The following is a 13806-nucleotide window of genomic DNA, read 5'->3' on the forward strand; positions in this document are numbered from 1 at the left end:
ACCGGTTGCTCCTTGCCGCGCGGGGACCCCCGCGGCTGGCGGGGCGTTGAAGCGGGGCGACTTTCTTTGGGTACTTTCTTTGTTCGCACAAAGAAAGTACCCCGCCCGCCGGGGCGGGACCCGGCTTTAGCGGACAAGCGACCGCAACCCGCCAAACCCAACCGCAAGCCCCAACGCTGCGCCAAACAAAACACACACACCCAAAGACCACAGCCGGCGCGCCGCTTGCTAGTCCCACTAAGCCATGCCGCCCGAAATCAACCAAGACACAGCCAACGCCGCCCCCGTCCAGCGGGTGATCAAGATCCGCCGCGACTACAACAGCTGGGTCGCGCGCGAGACGATGGAGGACTACGCGCTGCGCTTCACGCCGCGCAGCTTCCGTCGCTGGAGCGAGCTGCGGGTGGCGAACACGGCGTTCGGCGTAGCGTCCTTTCTGGTGCTTGAGGCTGTCGGCGCCACCATGTTGGTGCAGGCGGGCTTCATCAATGCACTGTTTGCGATCATCGCGACCGGGTTGATCATCTTCCTGGCCGGTTTGCCGATCAGTTTCTACGCCGCCCGCCACGGGCTGGACATGGATCTGCTCACGCGTGGTGCAGGCTTCGGCTACATCGGATCGACGATCACCTCGCTGATCTACGCCTCCTTCACCTTCATCTTCTTCGCGCTCGAAGCGGCGATCATGGCCTACGCGCTGGAGATGGCCTTCGGCATTCCGCCCGCATGGGGCTATGTGCTGTGCGCGCTGGTGGTGATTCCGCTGGTGACGCACGGCGTGACGACCATCAGCCGGCTGCAGACGCTGACCCAGCCGCTGTGGCTGCTGATGCTGGCGCTGCCCTTCGTGTTCGTGCTGTGGCAGGAGCCAACCGTGCTGGCGGGGCTCATGAACTACGCGGGTGCCGATGGCCGTGGCGGCAGTTTCAACGTGCCGCTGTTTGGTGCAGCGCTCACGGTGGGCATCGCGCTGATCACGCAGATGGGCGAGCAGGCGGACTACCTGCGCTTCATGCCCGAACGCACCGCTGCCAACCGCAAGCGCTGGCTCGCCGGCGTGATCATCGGCGGGCCGGGTTGGGTCGTGCTGGGCGTGGCGAAGATGCTGGGCGGCGCGCTGCTCGCGTGGCTGGCGCTGCGCAATGCGGTGCCGGCTGACAAGGCAGTGGACCCGAACCAGATGTACCTGATCGGCTTCTCGCATGTGTTCGGCGCGCCGGGCTGGGCGCTGTGGGCAACGGTGCTGTTCGTCGTGATCTCGCAGTTGAAGATCAATGTCACCAACGCCTACGCCGGCTCACTCGCGTGGTCCAACTTCTTTGCGCGGTTGACGCACAGCCACCCCGGCCGCGTGGTGTGGATGGTGTTCAACACGCTGATCGCGCTGATGCTGATGGAGCTGAATGTCTTTCAGGCGCTCGGGCAGGTGCTGGGGCTGTACTCCAACATCGCGATCAGCTGGATGATGGCAGTGGTGGCGGATCTGGTGATCAACAAGCCGCTGGGTTTGTCGCCGCGCGGTATCGAGTTCAAGCGCAGCCACCTGTATGACATCAACCCGGTCGGCGTCGGCAGCATGGCGATCGCATCGGCGCTGAGCATCTCGGCCTGGATCGGTTTGCTCGGCCCCGCCCTGCAGCCCTTCGCCTCCTTCATCGCGATTGGCGCGGCGATGGTGTGCTCACCGCTGATCGCGTGGGCAACCGGCGGCAAGTACTACCTCGCACGCAAGGCCGAAGTACGCAGCAACGGCGCGCATCGCTGCTGCATCTGCGACCGCGAATACGAATCGGACGACACCGCCCACTGCCCCGCCTACCAGGGGCCGATCTGCTCGCTATGCTGCTCGCTGGATGCGCGCTGCAACGACTTGTGCAAGCCGCATGCGCGGCTCTCGTCGCAGTGGAACGGCGTGCTGCGCAGCCTGTTGCCGCGCGCCGCACTGCCGTATGTGGAAACCGGCCTCGGGCATTACTTGCTGCTGATGGCTGGCATCGTGCCCTTTCTCGCGCTGCTGATGGGCCTGCTGTACTACCACGAGTGGGTCGTCGTCGGCAGTCAGCACGCCGCCCTGCTGCCGCACTTGCAGCAGAGTTTCATCAAGGCCTTCGCTGCACTGCTGCTGGTGAGCGGCGTGGTCGCCTGGTGGATGGTGCTGACGCACAAGAGCCGGCAGGTGGCGCAGGAAGAATCCAACCGCCAGACCGCCGCACTGATGCAGGAGATTGCCTCGCACCAGCGCACCGACGAGCAACTTCAGAAAGCGCGGCAGGTGGCGGAACAGGCCAACCTTGCGAAGAGCCGCCACATCACCGCGATCAGCCACGAGTTGCGCACACCGCTCAACAGCATCCTCGGCTACGCGCAGATCCTGGACGGCGACGAATCGATTCCAGTGCACCGAAGGCAGGCCGTTTCGGTAATCCGACGTAGCGGCGACCATCTGCTCTCGCTGATCGAAGGCACGCTGGATCTCGCGCGCATCGAGGGCGGCAAGCTCACGCTCGACATCCGCCCGCTCGACTTCCCCGACTTCATCGCGCAGATCGTCGGCATGTTCGAACTGCAAGCGCGCAACAAGGGCCTCGCCTTCCACTTCGAGCAACTCGGCGAACTGCCGCCGGTGGTACGGGCCGACGAGAAACGGCTGCGCCAGATCCTGATCAACCTGCTCGGCAACGCCGTGAAATTCACGCAGCGCGGCGAGGTGCGCTTCCGCCTGCGCTACCAGCGCGAGATGGCGCTGTGCGAAATCATCGACAGCGGCCCCGGCATCGCGCCGGACGAAATCGAGCACATCTTCGAGCCCTTCGCGCGCGGCCGTGCGGCAAGCCAGGGCGGCGCCGGCGGCACCGGGCTGGGCCTGACGATCACGCGCATGCTGACCGACCTGATGGGCGGCGAACTCTCGGTCAGCAGCACACCCGGCAAGGGCAGCACCTTCCTCGTGCGACTCTTCGTGCCACAGGTGCATGGCCTGCAGGCGGTGCGTGCGCGATCCGACACACTGCGCATCGGCTATGTCGGTGTGCGGCGGCGGATCCTGATCGTCGACAACGAACGCGTGGATCGCGAACTGCTCGCCAGCATCCTCGCTCCGCTGGGTTTCGAGCTGGCGGAAGCGGCCAGCGGCTACGAGTGCCTGGAGCGCGTCGCGGAATTCAAACCGCACCTGATCTTCATGGATCTCGCGATGCCGGGCATCGACGGCTGGGAAACGCTGCGTCGCCTGCGCGCACAGGGCTGCGATGCGAAGCTCGCGGTGCTCTCCGCAAATGCCTTCGACCGCGGGCTGGAGAACGACGTCGGCTTGCCGGCTGAGGACTTCCTCGTCAAGCCGCTTCGGGTACAGCACCTGCTCGACTGGATCGGGAACAAGCTCGCGCTCGAATGGGTTTGCACCGATTCACCGGCGAGGCCATCGTCGGTTGCAGCGGCACCCCAGACACCGATGTACTACCCGGACGAGGCGGCGCTGAGCACGCTGGAGTCTGCGATCACGCTCGGCTACCTGCGCGGCATCCTCGATACCCTCAGCACGCTCGAAGCCCAGGATGCGCGCCACATCGAATTTGTCCGCGTGATGCGCGGCCTCGCCAAACAGTTCCAGTTCGAACCCATGCACGAGATCATTCGCAAGGCGCGCAGCGCAGAACACGGAGCCGCGCATGCCGGCAAGTGAACGCCCCGGCGTCGTACTGATCGTCGACGACGTACCGGATAACCTCTCGCTGTTGCACGACGCACTCGACGAGGCCGGCTACACCGTACTGGTCGCGACCAACGGCCACGATGCACTGATGCGGGCGCGCCAGAGCCTGCCGGATGTGATCCTGCTCGACGCATTGATGCCCGGCATCGACGGCTTTGAAACCGCACGGCGTTTGAAGGCGGACTTCGCGACGCAGTCGATCCCGATCGTATTCATGACCGGGCTGACGGAAACCGAGCATGTCGTCGCCGCCTTCTCGGCCGGCGGCGCCGACTACGTCACCAAACCGATCCGGCCACAGGAAGTGCTCGCCCGCATCGCCGCGCACCTGCAGAACGCGCGCCAGATGCGCCAGGCACGCAGTGCGCTCGATGCCTTCGGCCAGGCGACCGTCGCGGTGCGCGCAGCGGACGGCAAACTGGTTTGGCAAACGCCGCTCGCACGCGAACTGCTGCACGCCCACTTCGGCACCGAGCGCGATCAAACACCGCCGCGCCTGCTCGAATGGATTGCCGCCGCAGAAACCGCACGCCGGGAAGGACGTGAGCACAGCACGCTGCTGATCGCGAACGACGCACGCCGCCTGCTCGCCACCTTCCACGACCAGACCGGCGACGACGAATGGCTGGTGGTGCTGCGGGAGGAAAACGACGCCTCCGCGATCGAATCACTGATTGCCGCTTTCCGGCTGACCACGCGCGAAGCCGAGGTGCTCTACTGGGTCGCACAGGGCAAGACCAGCCCGGACATCGGCGCGATCCTCGGCAGCAGCCCGCGCACGGTGAACAAGCACCTTGAGCATGTGTTCGAAAAGCTCGGCGTCGAAACCCGCACGGCAGCGGCCAACATGGCGCTCAAGCGGATCCGGCTGCGTGCAGACAGCGGCGGCGCCTAGAAATGGAAAAGCCCCGGCGACTTGCTGGGGCTTCTGTTCGGTGCAGCGAAACCGGGATTACTTGGCCGGCTTGGCTTCCGGCGTTGCAGCGGGCTTGGCCTCTGTGCCTGCCGCAGGCGCAGCGGCCGGCGCCCTCTTCGCGTTGTGCTTGGTCTGCTTGGTCGACTTGGTCGTCTTCGCCTCGGCGGCCGGCTTGGCAACCGGGGCCGACTGGGTCGCAGCCGGTGCGTCTGCGGCGAACACGCCGGCAGCGAAGGTGAGGGCGCTCAGGGTCAGGATCAGCTTCTTCATGGTCAGGCTCCTTGTGTTCGGGTTAAGTGCCTTCTCGCTGAAGGCATGGCTGCATTCTGCGAGTGCGATCCTTAAGCCCGACTGAGCCCGGATTAAGCCGGACTTAAGCCCTCAGCCCGTGCCATAGACCGTCAGCGCGGGATGATCCGGGGCGACCTCTGCGATCGTCGCGTTGATCAGGCGCCGTGCGATCGTGATCTGGTGCGGCAACGGTGGCAGCGCGTCGATGTGGAACCACGCGGCATCGAGAATCTCGGCGGGGTCGGCAACGATTTCGCCGCTCGCCCAATCCGCCACGAAGGCGATCATCAGCGAATGCGGGAAGGGCCAGCACTGGCTGCCGAAGTAGCGCAGGTTCTTCACCCGCACGCCCACTTCCTCGAAGACCTCGCGGTGCAGGCAATCCTCGACCGATTCGGACGGCTCGACGAAGCCGGCGAGCGCGCTGTAGATCACGCCCGGGAAGCGGGCGCCGTGCGCGAGCAACAGCTCCCGCCCGTTCGGGCCGTCGCGCTTGATCAGCGCCATCATCGCCGGCGCGAGGCGTGGATACGCGACCTGCCCGCAAGCCGGACAGCGCCTGGCGCGGCCCTCGTCAAACAATTCGTTGGCATGCCCGCAAGCGCCGCAGAAGCGATGGCTGCGCGCGAAATCGAGCAGTTGCTGCGCGCGGCCGGCAACCGCAAGCAGCGATTCAGGAAGCAGATTGAACAACTGCCGCAGCGGCACCGCTTCAAACCCTTCGGGCAAGTCCGTTGCGAGCAGCTCGCCCATGTGACAGGCGCGGCCATCGAGCACGCCGACCGAGTGCAACGCCCCGATCGGCAGATCACGGTAAGCAGCATCAGGCAGGCGCGCGCTATCGCCATCGCGTAACACGACCAGCGCGCCTTGCAGGAAGAGGAAACGGTGCGCCGACGCGTCTTCGATGTCTGCAGGCGCCCAACCGGGCTGAAAGTCGATGGGAAGTTGCATCGCGTTAAATCCGTTCGGGGGACGACAGCATAACGCGCCGGCGCGGCCGTGTCGGGTCACGCTGCACGCGCGACGGGCGGCGCGAGCCGAAGACCGTACCCGCGCGACCTACGCAATCTGACGTATTCCTCGATCCGGGGCGCGGCCCTAATGTGGCACCGCAGCATCCCACTGACCCCGTGACCCCAACTGATTCGAGGAAGAGCGTCCATGAGCACCCGTCGCAATTTCGTGAAAATGACAGCAATGTCCGCCGCGCTCGCCGTGTGCGGCTTCACTTCGCTGGCCGCGCAAGCCGCCGACACGATCAAGGTCGGCATCCTGCATTCGCTGTCCGGCACGATGGCCATCTCGGAAACGGCGCTGAAGGAAACCGCGCTGATGGCGATCGAAGAGATCAACGCCAAGGGCGGCGTGCTGGGCAAGAAGCTTGAACCGGTCGTCGTTGACCCGGCCTCGAACTGGCCGCTGTTCGCCGAGAAAGCGCGTCAGCTGCTGTCGAAGGACAAGGTCGCGGTGACCTTCGGTTGCTGGACTTCGGTGTCGCGCAAGTCGGTACTGCCGGTCTACAAGGAACTCAATGGCCTCTTGTTCTACCCGGTGCAGTACGAGGGTGAAGAGCTGGAGAAGAACGTGTTCTACACCGGTGCCGCGCCTAACCAGCAGGCGATCCCGGCAGTCGAATACCTGATGAGCAAGGACGGTGGTGAAGCCAAGCGCTTCGTGCTGCTTGGGACCGACTACGTTTATCCGCGCACCACCAACAAGATCCTGCGCGCCTTCCTCAAGAGCAAGGGCGTCGCCGATGCGGACATCATGGAGGAGTACACCCCCTTCGGTCACTCCGACTATCAGACCATCATCGCCAAGATCAAGAAGTTCGCCTCCGAGGGCAAAAAGACGGCTGTCGTGTCGACGATCAATGGCGACTCCAACGTGCCCTTCTACAAAGAGCTGGGCAATGCCGGCCTGAAGGCGACCGATGTGCCGGTCGTGGCTTTCTCGGTGGGTGAAGAAGAGCTGCGCGGCGTCGATACCAAACCGCTGGTCGGCCACCTCGCCGCGTGGAACTACTTCCAGTCGATCAAGAACCCGACCAACGCCGCCTTCATCAAGGCCTACCAGGGCTGGGCGAAGAAGAACAACCTCCCGAAGGCCGACACCGTCGTGACGAACGACCCGATGGAAGCCACCTACATCGGCATCTACATGTGGAAGCAGGCGGTCGAGAAGGCGAAGAGCACCGATGTCGACAAGGTCATCGCCGCGATGGGCGGCCAGAAGTTCAAGGCACCGTCTGGCTTCGAGGTCGAGATGGACCCGAAGAACCACCACCTACACAAGCCGGTGTTCATCGGCGAAGTGAAGGCCGACGGCCAGTTCAACGTCGTGTGGAAGACCAAGGGCCCGATCAAGGCCCAGCCGTGGAGCCCGTACATCCCCGGCAACGACAAGAAGAAGGACGAGCCGGACAGCAAGTAAGCCCGGCACGCACCTGAACGCTGCACCGCCGCGCGGTGCGGCCCTCCCGGCCGGTGCGCCCACGGGCACGCCGGCCGGCACCACGCACACGGAACGGCCTTCCCATGGTCAGACTCCTCATTCTGCTCGCGCTGCTCGCCCGCCTCGCCTGGTCGCCGGCCTTCGCTGCGCTTGATCCCGCCCAGCTGGCGCGCCTCGGCGCGGACGATTCCGACGAGAAGATCGCCGCGATCGCAGCCCTCGCCGGCGCCGACCCCGAAGCGGTGCTGCCGATCTTCAAGGCGTTGTCGGAAGACGCACTGCTCGTTGCGGGCGACAAGCTGCTGCGCCTGGATGGCGAAACCTACGTTGATGTCGCGACCGGCAAAGCGCTGACCGCGCCACCGGAGAACGCCGAAGCGGTCAGTATCAACAACCGCGTGCGCCGCACGCTGGACGCCGCACTCGCCGGCCTGCGACTGTTCGCCAGCGAGCGCGACGTGCGACTCACCGCCGCCAAGGACGTCAGCGCCAACGCAAGCGCCGAGATCCTGCCGCTGCTCGACAAGGCGCTCGCGAAAGAGGCCGACCCGCAGATCAAGCAACTCCTCGTACTCGCGCAGGCCAAAGCCAGCCTCGGTTCGCCGGATGCCGCTGCGCGCCTGAAGGCGGTCAAGTCACTCGCCGACAGCGCCGACCCGGCGGTGCGCCAACTGCTCGCCGCGATGCTCGACAAGAGCAGCGGCAGCTACACCGAACCCGATGAGGCGGTGCGCATCGCCGCCGTCGCCTCACTCACCCAGATCGAACGCCGCATCGCGGTGGGCGAGAACCTCGGCCGCATCTTCACCGGCATCTCGCTCGGCTCGATCCTGCTGCTCGCCGCGCTCGGGCTCGCGATCACCTACGGCGTGATGGGCGTGATCAACATGGCGCACGGCGAGCTGCTGATGGTCGGCGCCTACACCACCTGGGTCGTGCAAGGCCTGTTCCGCAGCTACGCCCCGCAATGGCTCGACGCCTACGTGCTGGCCGCAATCCCGCTCGCCTTCATGGTCGCCGCACTGGTCGGCGTCGCGATGGAGCGCCTCGTGATCCGCCACCTCTATGGCCGCCCGCTCGAGACCCTGCTCGCCACCTGGGGCCTGTCGCTGGTGCTGATCCAGGCAGCGCGCGTGATCTTCGGGCCGCAGAACCAGGAAGTGGCCAACCCGAGCTGGATGAGCGGCGGCATCGAGCTGTATGCCGGCGCCATGCTGCCGCTGAACCGCATCGCCATCATCGGCTTCGCGCTGTTCGTGCTGCTGATCGTGTGGCTGATGATGCAGAAGACGCGGCTCGGCATGTTCGTGCGTGCCGTAACGCAGAACCGCGCGATGGCCGGTTGCGTCGGTGTGCCGACGCGGCGCATCGATACGCTGGCCTTCGCCATCGGCTCCGGCATTGCTGGCCTCGGCGGCGTGGCGCTGTCGCAGATCGCCAACGTCGGGCCCGACATGGGCCAGGGCTACATCGTCGATTCCTTCCTCGTCGTCGTGCTCGGCGGTGTCGGCCAGTTGGCCGGTGCGGTGTGGGCAGCGCTGGGGCTCGGCATCGTCACCAAATTCCTCGAAGGCTGGGCCGGTGCGGTGATCGCAAAGATCCTCGTGCTGCTCTTCATCATCGTCTTCATCCAGAAGCGTCCCCAAGGCCTGTTCGCCCTCAAAGGGCGCTTCGTGGAGAACTAAGCATGCGCACGCCACTCACCATTCGATTCCTCACCGCCATGCCACGCAACGGCTGGATCGCGCTGGCGCTGTTTGCCCTGGTCGCCTGGGTGCTGGTGCCAGTCGCCCACCTCGCCCTGCCCGAAGGCCACCCGCTGCATGTGTCGGACTACTTCGTGACGCTGACCGGCAAGGTGCTGTGTTACGCCGTGGTCGCGGTAGCGATGGATCTGATCTGGGGCTACGCAGGCATTCTGTCGCTCGGCCACGGGCTCTTCTTCGCGCTCGGTGGCTACGCCTTCGGCATGTACCTGATGCGCCAGATCGGTCGCGACGGCAGCTACCACGCGGATCTGCCCGACTTCATGGTGTTCCTCGACTGGAAGGAACTGCCCTGGTACTGGGTGGGTAGCGACAGCTTTCTGTGGGCGATGGTGCTGGTGGTCGTGGTGCCGGCCGCGATTGCCTGGGTGTTCGGCTACTTCGCCTTCCGTTCGCGCATCAAGGGCGTGTATTTCTCGATCATCACGCAGGCGCTCACCTACGCCGCGATGCTGCTGTTCTTCCGCAACGAAACCGGCTTCGGCGGCAACAACGGCTTCACCGACTTCAAGCGCATCCTCGGCTACTCGATCACCGCGCCTGAAACCCGGCTGGTGCTGTTCGGCCTCTCGGCGCTGCTGCTGATGTGCACCTTGTTGCTCGGTCGCTACCTCGTCACGTCGAAGTTCGGCCGCGTGCTCGCCGCGATCCGTGACGCTGAATCGCGCGTGATGTTCATCGGCTACAACCCGCTGCACTACAAGCTCTTCATCTGGACGCTGTCGGCGGTGCTGTGCGCGCTGGCCGGCGCCTTGTACGTGCCGCAGGTCGGCATCATCAACCCCGGTGAGATGAGCCCCGCGAACTCGATCGAGATCGCGATCTGGGCGGCGGTCGGCGGGCGCGGCACGCTGATCGGTCCGGTGCTCGGCGCCTTCACGGTGAGCCTGGCGAAGAGCTGGTTCACGGTGAGCTTCCCCGAGTACTGGCTGTTCTTCCTCGGCCTGCTGTTCATCCTGGTCACGCTCTACCTGCCGGAAGGTCTGGTAGGGCTATGGCGGCGCATTCGCAGTGCCCGCGACACCACGCCTGCCGTGCCTAAAGCCGTTACGAAACCAGCCCCGCCCCCCGCGACGAACAAGACCGGCAACACAGCGCCCGACGCCGCAGCAGAAGGAGCATCCGCATGAAAGTGGGCACCCTCGAACACGCCGATCCGACCCAGCGCGAACAGTGGGAGGACGGCGCACCCACCGGCCGTGTGATGACGCCCGGCGAGCTGGACGTTTCGCACAAGGTCATCCTGTACCTCGAAGACATCACCGTCAGCTTCGATGGCTTCCGCGCGCTCAACGCGCTGACGCTGAACATCGACGTCGGCGAACTGCGTTGCATCATCGGTCCCAATGGCGCGGGCAAGACCACCATGATGGACGTGATCACCGGCAAGACGCGCCCCGACAGCGGCCGTGCCTTCTTCGGCCAAACGATGGATCTGACGCGCATGCGCGAGCCGGAGATCGCACATGCCGGTATCGGCCGCAAGTTCCAGAAACCGACGATCTTCGAGCAGCACACGGTGTTCGAGAACCTCGAACTTGCGATGAAGACGGACAAGCGCGTATGGCGCAGCCTGCTCGCGCAACTCAGCGGCGAGCAGCGCGACCGCGTGGCCGAAACGCTCAAGCGCATCCGCCTCACGAGCGAAGCGGACCGCCCTGCAGGCCTGCTGTCACACGGCCAGAAGCAATGGCTGGAGATCGGCATGTTGCTGATGCAGGAGCCGCGTCTGCTGCTGCTGGATGAACCGGTGGCCGGCATGACCGACGAAGAAACCGAACGCACCGCCGAACTCTTCGTGTCGCTCGCCGGCGAGCACTCGCTGATGGTCGTCGAGCACGACATGGCCTTCGTGAAGGCGCTGGGCGGCAAGGTCACCGTGTTGCACGAAGGCAGCGTGCTGGCCGAAGGCGATCTGGAAACCGTGCAGAACGACCCACGTGTGATCGAGGTCTATCTTGGCCGCTGAGCACGCCGCGCTGCGCTTGCCTCCCTTTGCCGTGGCGGCCCGCGGCCTGCTACGCTACGGGCATGGTTACCGGCACCGGCAAGTTCGACTACTTCCTCTGGCGCACCTCCCTCAAGTGGGAGGATGCGGTTGCCGCGGCCGCAGCGGTGATCGAACGCTGGAACACCCTGACCCCGTTCGTGACCACCACGGACAAGCGCGACGCGGTGTGGATCGTGCGTCACGGCTCCACCGCGGCGCCCTTCTTCCAACTACGCGAGGATTCGCTGCGCGGCTCGGTGCCGCGTGTCGGCGATCCGCTCGGCGCGCTGTTGCTGTTGTGTCTGGTGAGGCTGCATGGCGACAAGTTCCGACTGACCTTCACCGATGGTCAGCCGATCGATGCAGCCAAGCTGGACCCGAACGAGCTCGCATCGCTGCTGCCCCATGCGAATCACGCGGTGTTCCGCAAGCTGCTGATCGCGGGCAGCGAAGCGCCGCCCCCGCCCAGCGAAACGCCCCCGGCGGCCTGACCGCCGCTCCCCGCAACACCCCGCAGACCCGGTTGCCGCTGTGGCACACCGGTGCCCGCCCATGTCCGCACGTTGGAGCCCGACCATGCTCACCGTCTCGAACCTGAACCAGTACTACGGCGGCAGCCACATCCTGCGCGACCTCTCATTCGAAGTGCCGACCGGCAAGGTCACCACCCTGCTCGGCCGCAACGGCGTCGGCAAGACGACCCTGCTGAAGACACTGATGGGCCTGGTGCCCGCCAAGACCGGCAGCGTGCGCTTCGGCGATGCCGACCTCACGCGCAGCGCCTCGCATGCGCGGGTGCGCGCCGGTATCGGCTATGTGCCGCAGGGGCGCGAGATTTTCCCGCGCCTGACGGTGGCCGAGAATCTGGAGATGGGCCTCGCGGTAAAGCCCGCCAGCGCACAGGTACCCGAGCGCATCTTCGAGATGTTCCCGGTGCTACGGCAGATGATGAAGCGCCGCGGCGGCGACCTCTCCGGCGGGCAGCAACAGCAGCTCGCGATCGGCCGCGCGCTGGCCGCCGGCCCGAAGCTCTTGATCCTCGACGAACCAACCGAGGGCATCCAACCCTCGATCATCAAGGACATCGAACGCGCGATCCGCGCGCTGGCGGAATCCGGCGAAATGGCGATCCTGCTCGTCGAGCAGTACTACGACTTCGCCCGCTCGCTGGCCGACCAGTACATCGTGATGGAACGCGGCGAAATCGTCATGCGCGGCGAAGGCAAGAATATGGATGCCGACGGCGTGCGCGAGCGCCTGTCGGTCTGAACATCCAGGTCTCGATAAGCACAGCGCCGGCTCCGGGCCGGCGCTGATTTCATTTCTGGGCAGCGGACACCGCAGGCGCTCGCCGCAGCCAACCGTGCCAGATACCGATCAGCGCCGGCACCCACAGGCACGCGCCAGCGATCTGGTCGCCAAGGCCGCCGTCGCTGAACAGCGCGGCCACCAGCCCAACACACGTCAGCACACCCAGCGCGATCGGCCAGCCCCAGATCGCCGCCTTGCTCAGACTTCCTGGCGCGTTCATGCCGCCACCTCGCCAACGACCACCTGCGCCCCATGCCGCGAGGCAGCGCGCCGCTTACGCAACCACAGGTACAGCCCGCTGCCCAGCACCACGATGCTGGCGAGGTCCAGCACCGCCCAGACGATCTGCATCGGCCGCCCACCGTAGTCGCCAAAGTGCAGCGGCTGCGACACCAGCAGCGCCGTCAGGTACCACGGCAGCTTTGGCGCCGCGGTGACCTGCGACGTCTTCGCATCCACCAGCACCGGCTGCAGCAGCCGCGAAGTCAGCGGCGTACTGCCGCGCAGGAAGTAGGTGTGGTGGTGCGGGCTGGAGAACGCAGTGCCAGGAAAGGCGACGAACGAGAGCTTCATGCCCGGGGCCCGCTGCAAGGCCACGTCCAACCCCTGCTGCACCGACGCCCGCTCGGCCTGCGGTACGGTGGGCTGGCCCGCGTAGGGTGCGAGCAGCGTCGAGAGCTGATCGTGCTGCCAGTACTTGATCAGCAGATCGGCCCAGGTGTTGATCATGCCGCTCGCGCCGACGACGAACAGCCACACCAGCGTGACGATGCCGAGCAGGTTGTGCAGATCGAGCCACTTCACGCTCGCGCGGCGTTCGCGCCGCACGGTGCCGAACGCCAGCTTGCGCATGAAGGGGCCATACAGCACCGCGCCACTGACGATCGCGACCAGCAGCAAGAGCCCCATTAAGCCGAGGAACAGCTTGCCCGGCAGGCCCGCAAACAGATCCACATGCAGCTTGAACATCACCCACATGAAGCCGCGATCGGCACGCGGCTGCGCCAGCAACGCGCCGGTGCGCGCGTCGACCGCAACCGAACGGTAGTCATCGGTCGGCGCGGGCGTTGGCGTCATCGTGACGAACCAGATGTCCTCGCTGTCCTCGGGCTGCGAGGCGTACTGCGCCACGCGGTCCGGGAACTGCGCGCGCGCGGCCTCCAGCACGCGGTCCAGGCTCACCCTTGGTGTGTCCGCAGGCATGCTCGGCGCTTCCACCTCGGTGCCGAGCAGATGCCCGATCTCGTGGTGGAAGATCAGCGGCAGCCCGGTCAGGCACAGCAGCAGCATGAACAGCGTGCAGATCAGGCTGCTCCAGGTATGCAGCCAGGACCAGCGCTGCAGCGTCTTCGCTTGCATGGGT

The 13806-nt window shown here is 65.7% G+C and carries 12 protein-coding genes; 8 read left to right on the forward strand and 4 right to left on the reverse strand.

Annotated features, from left to right (window positions below):
• Window positions 1-244: 244 nt before the first annotated feature.
• Window positions 245-3682 (forward strand): ATP-binding protein, encoded by a 3438-nt coding sequence (locus tag ACE3P0_RS12215; RefSeq protein ID WP_374402911.1) that lies wholly within the window; start codon window positions 245-247, stop codon window positions 3680-3682.
• On the forward strand, window positions 3669-4607 hold the full coding sequence (locus ACE3P0_RS12220) for a response regulator (protein ID WP_374402912.1): 939 nt from the start codon (window positions 3669-3671) through the stop codon (window positions 4605-4607). The genes ACE3P0_RS12215 and ACE3P0_RS12220 overlap by 14 nt, the downstream gene beginning before the upstream one ends.
• A gap of 57 nt (window positions 4608-4664) precedes the next feature.
• Here the strand turns inward: ACE3P0_RS12220 and ACE3P0_RS12225 are convergent, their stop codons facing one another.
• Window positions 4665-4898, reverse strand: coding sequence for a hypothetical protein (locus tag ACE3P0_RS12225; protein ID WP_374402913.1), 234 nt, complete (start codon window positions 4896-4898; stop codon window positions 4665-4667).
• Between the two features lie 111 nt (window positions 4899-5009).
• Window positions 5010-5873 (reverse strand): NAD(+) diphosphatase, encoded by an 864-nt coding sequence (gene nudC / locus ACE3P0_RS12230; protein WP_374402914.1) that lies wholly within the window; start codon window positions 5871-5873, stop codon window positions 5010-5012.
• 210 nt (window positions 5874-6083) lie between these two features.
• On the opposite strand from nudC, the gene urtA reads away from it, so the two are divergent.
• The 6 genes from urtA to urtE all read left to right on the forward strand — a co-directional run bounded on the left by urtA (window position 6084) and on the right by urtE (window position 12401).
• Window positions 6084-7355 carry an urea ABC transporter substrate-binding protein gene (gene urtA, locus ACE3P0_RS12235; RefSeq protein WP_172201226.1) on the forward strand — a complete coding sequence of 424 codons (1272 nt, stop codon included), beginning with the start codon at window positions 6084-6086 and terminating at the stop codon, window positions 7353-7355.
• 104 nt (window positions 7356-7459) lie between these two features.
• Window positions 7460-9061: an urea ABC transporter permease subunit UrtB gene (gene urtB, locus ACE3P0_RS12240; protein ID WP_374402915.1), complete on the forward strand. Its 1602-nt coding sequence runs from the start codon at window positions 7460-7462 to the stop codon at window positions 9059-9061.
• 2 nt (window positions 9062-9063) lie between these two features.
• Window positions 9064-10272, forward strand: a complete 1209-nt coding sequence (gene urtC / locus ACE3P0_RS12245) for an urea ABC transporter permease subunit UrtC (RefSeq protein ID WP_374402916.1) — start codon at window positions 9064-9066, stop codon at window positions 10270-10272.
• Window positions 10273-10346: 74 nt separating this feature from the next.
• The gene (gene urtD / locus ACE3P0_RS12250) at window positions 10347-11111 is read left to right on the forward strand and encodes an urea ABC transporter ATP-binding protein UrtD (RefSeq protein WP_374403011.1); all 765 of its coding nucleotides are present in this window, start codon (window positions 10347-10349) and stop codon (window positions 11109-11111) included.
• A gap of 62 nt (window positions 11112-11173) precedes the next feature.
• Complete coding sequence (locus ACE3P0_RS12255) at window positions 11174-11623, forward strand: hypothetical protein (protein WP_374402917.1); 450 nt, start codon at window positions 11174-11176, stop codon at window positions 11621-11623.
• An 85-nt stretch (window positions 11624-11708) separates the two neighbouring features.
• The gene (gene urtE / locus ACE3P0_RS12260; protein WP_374402918.1) at window positions 11709-12401 is read left to right on the forward strand and encodes an urea ABC transporter ATP-binding subunit UrtE; all 693 of its coding nucleotides are present in this window, start codon (window positions 11709-11711) and stop codon (window positions 12399-12401) included.
• Between the two features lie 49 nt (window positions 12402-12450).
• On the opposite strand, the gene ACE3P0_RS12265 is transcribed toward urtE, so the two are convergent.
• Both ACE3P0_RS12265 and ACE3P0_RS12270 read right to left on the reverse strand, forming a co-directional pair.
• The gene (locus tag ACE3P0_RS12265; protein WP_374402919.1) at window positions 12451-12663 is read right to left on the reverse strand and encodes a hypothetical protein; all 213 of its coding nucleotides are present in this window, start codon (window positions 12661-12663) and stop codon (window positions 12451-12453) included.
• Window positions 12660-13802, reverse strand: coding sequence for a PepSY-associated TM helix domain-containing protein (locus ACE3P0_RS12270; protein ID WP_374402920.1), 1143 nt, complete (start codon window positions 13800-13802; stop codon window positions 12660-12662). Before ACE3P0_RS12270 ends, ACE3P0_RS12265 begins: the two co-directional genes overlap by 4 nt.
• Window positions 13803-13806 lie beyond the last annotated feature (4 nt).

This window comes from Niveibacterium sp. (genome assembly GCF_041909475.1).
Classification (GTDB): Bacteria; Pseudomonadota; Gammaproteobacteria; order Burkholderiales; family Rhodocyclaceae; genus Niveibacterium.

Excerpts from the sequence above, each read along its gene's own strand:
- ACE3P0_RS12220 (WP_374402912.1), top strand. The coding sequence starts at position 3,669 with ATGCCGGCAAGTGAACGCCCCGGCGTCGTACTGATCGTCGACGACGTA.
- urtE (WP_374402918.1), top strand. The coding sequence starts at position 11,709 with ATGCTCACCGTCTCGAACCTGAACCAGTACTACGGCGGCAGCCACATC.
- urtC (WP_374402916.1), top strand. The coding sequence starts at position 9,064 with ATGCGCACGCCACTCACCATTCGATTCCTCACCGCCATGCCACGCAAC.
- urtB (WP_374402915.1), top strand. The coding sequence starts at position 7,460 with ATGGTCAGACTCCTCATTCTGCTCGCGCTGCTCGCCCGCCTCGCCTGG.
- nudC (WP_374402914.1), bottom strand. The coding sequence starts at position 5,873 with ATGCAACTTCCCATCGACTTTCAGCCCGGTTGGGCGCCTGCAGACATC.
- ACE3P0_RS12215 (WP_374402911.1), top strand. The coding sequence starts at position 245 with ATGCCGCCCGAAATCAACCAAGACACAGCCAACGCCGCCCCCGTCCAG.
- ACE3P0_RS12265 (WP_374402919.1), bottom strand. The coding sequence starts at position 12,663 with ATGAACGCGCCAGGAAGTCTGAGCAAGGCGGCGATCTGGGGCTGGCCG.
- ACE3P0_RS12225 (WP_374402913.1), bottom strand. The coding sequence starts at position 4,898 with ATGAAGAAGCTGATCCTGACCCTGAGCGCCCTCACCTTCGCTGCCGGC.
- urtD (WP_374403011.1), top strand. The coding sequence starts at position 10,347 with ATGACGCCCGGCGAGCTGGACGTTTCGCACAAGGTCATCCTGTACCTC.
- urtA (WP_172201226.1), top strand. The coding sequence starts at position 6,084 with ATGAGCACCCGTCGCAATTTCGTGAAAATGACAGCAATGTCCGCCGCG.
- ACE3P0_RS12270 (WP_374402920.1), bottom strand. The coding sequence starts at position 13,802 with ATGCAAGCGAAGACGCTGCAGCGCTGGTCCTGGCTGCATACCTGGAGC.
- ACE3P0_RS12255 (WP_374402917.1), top strand. The coding sequence starts at position 11,174 with ATGGTTACCGGCACCGGCAAGTTCGACTACTTCCTCTGGCGCACCTCC.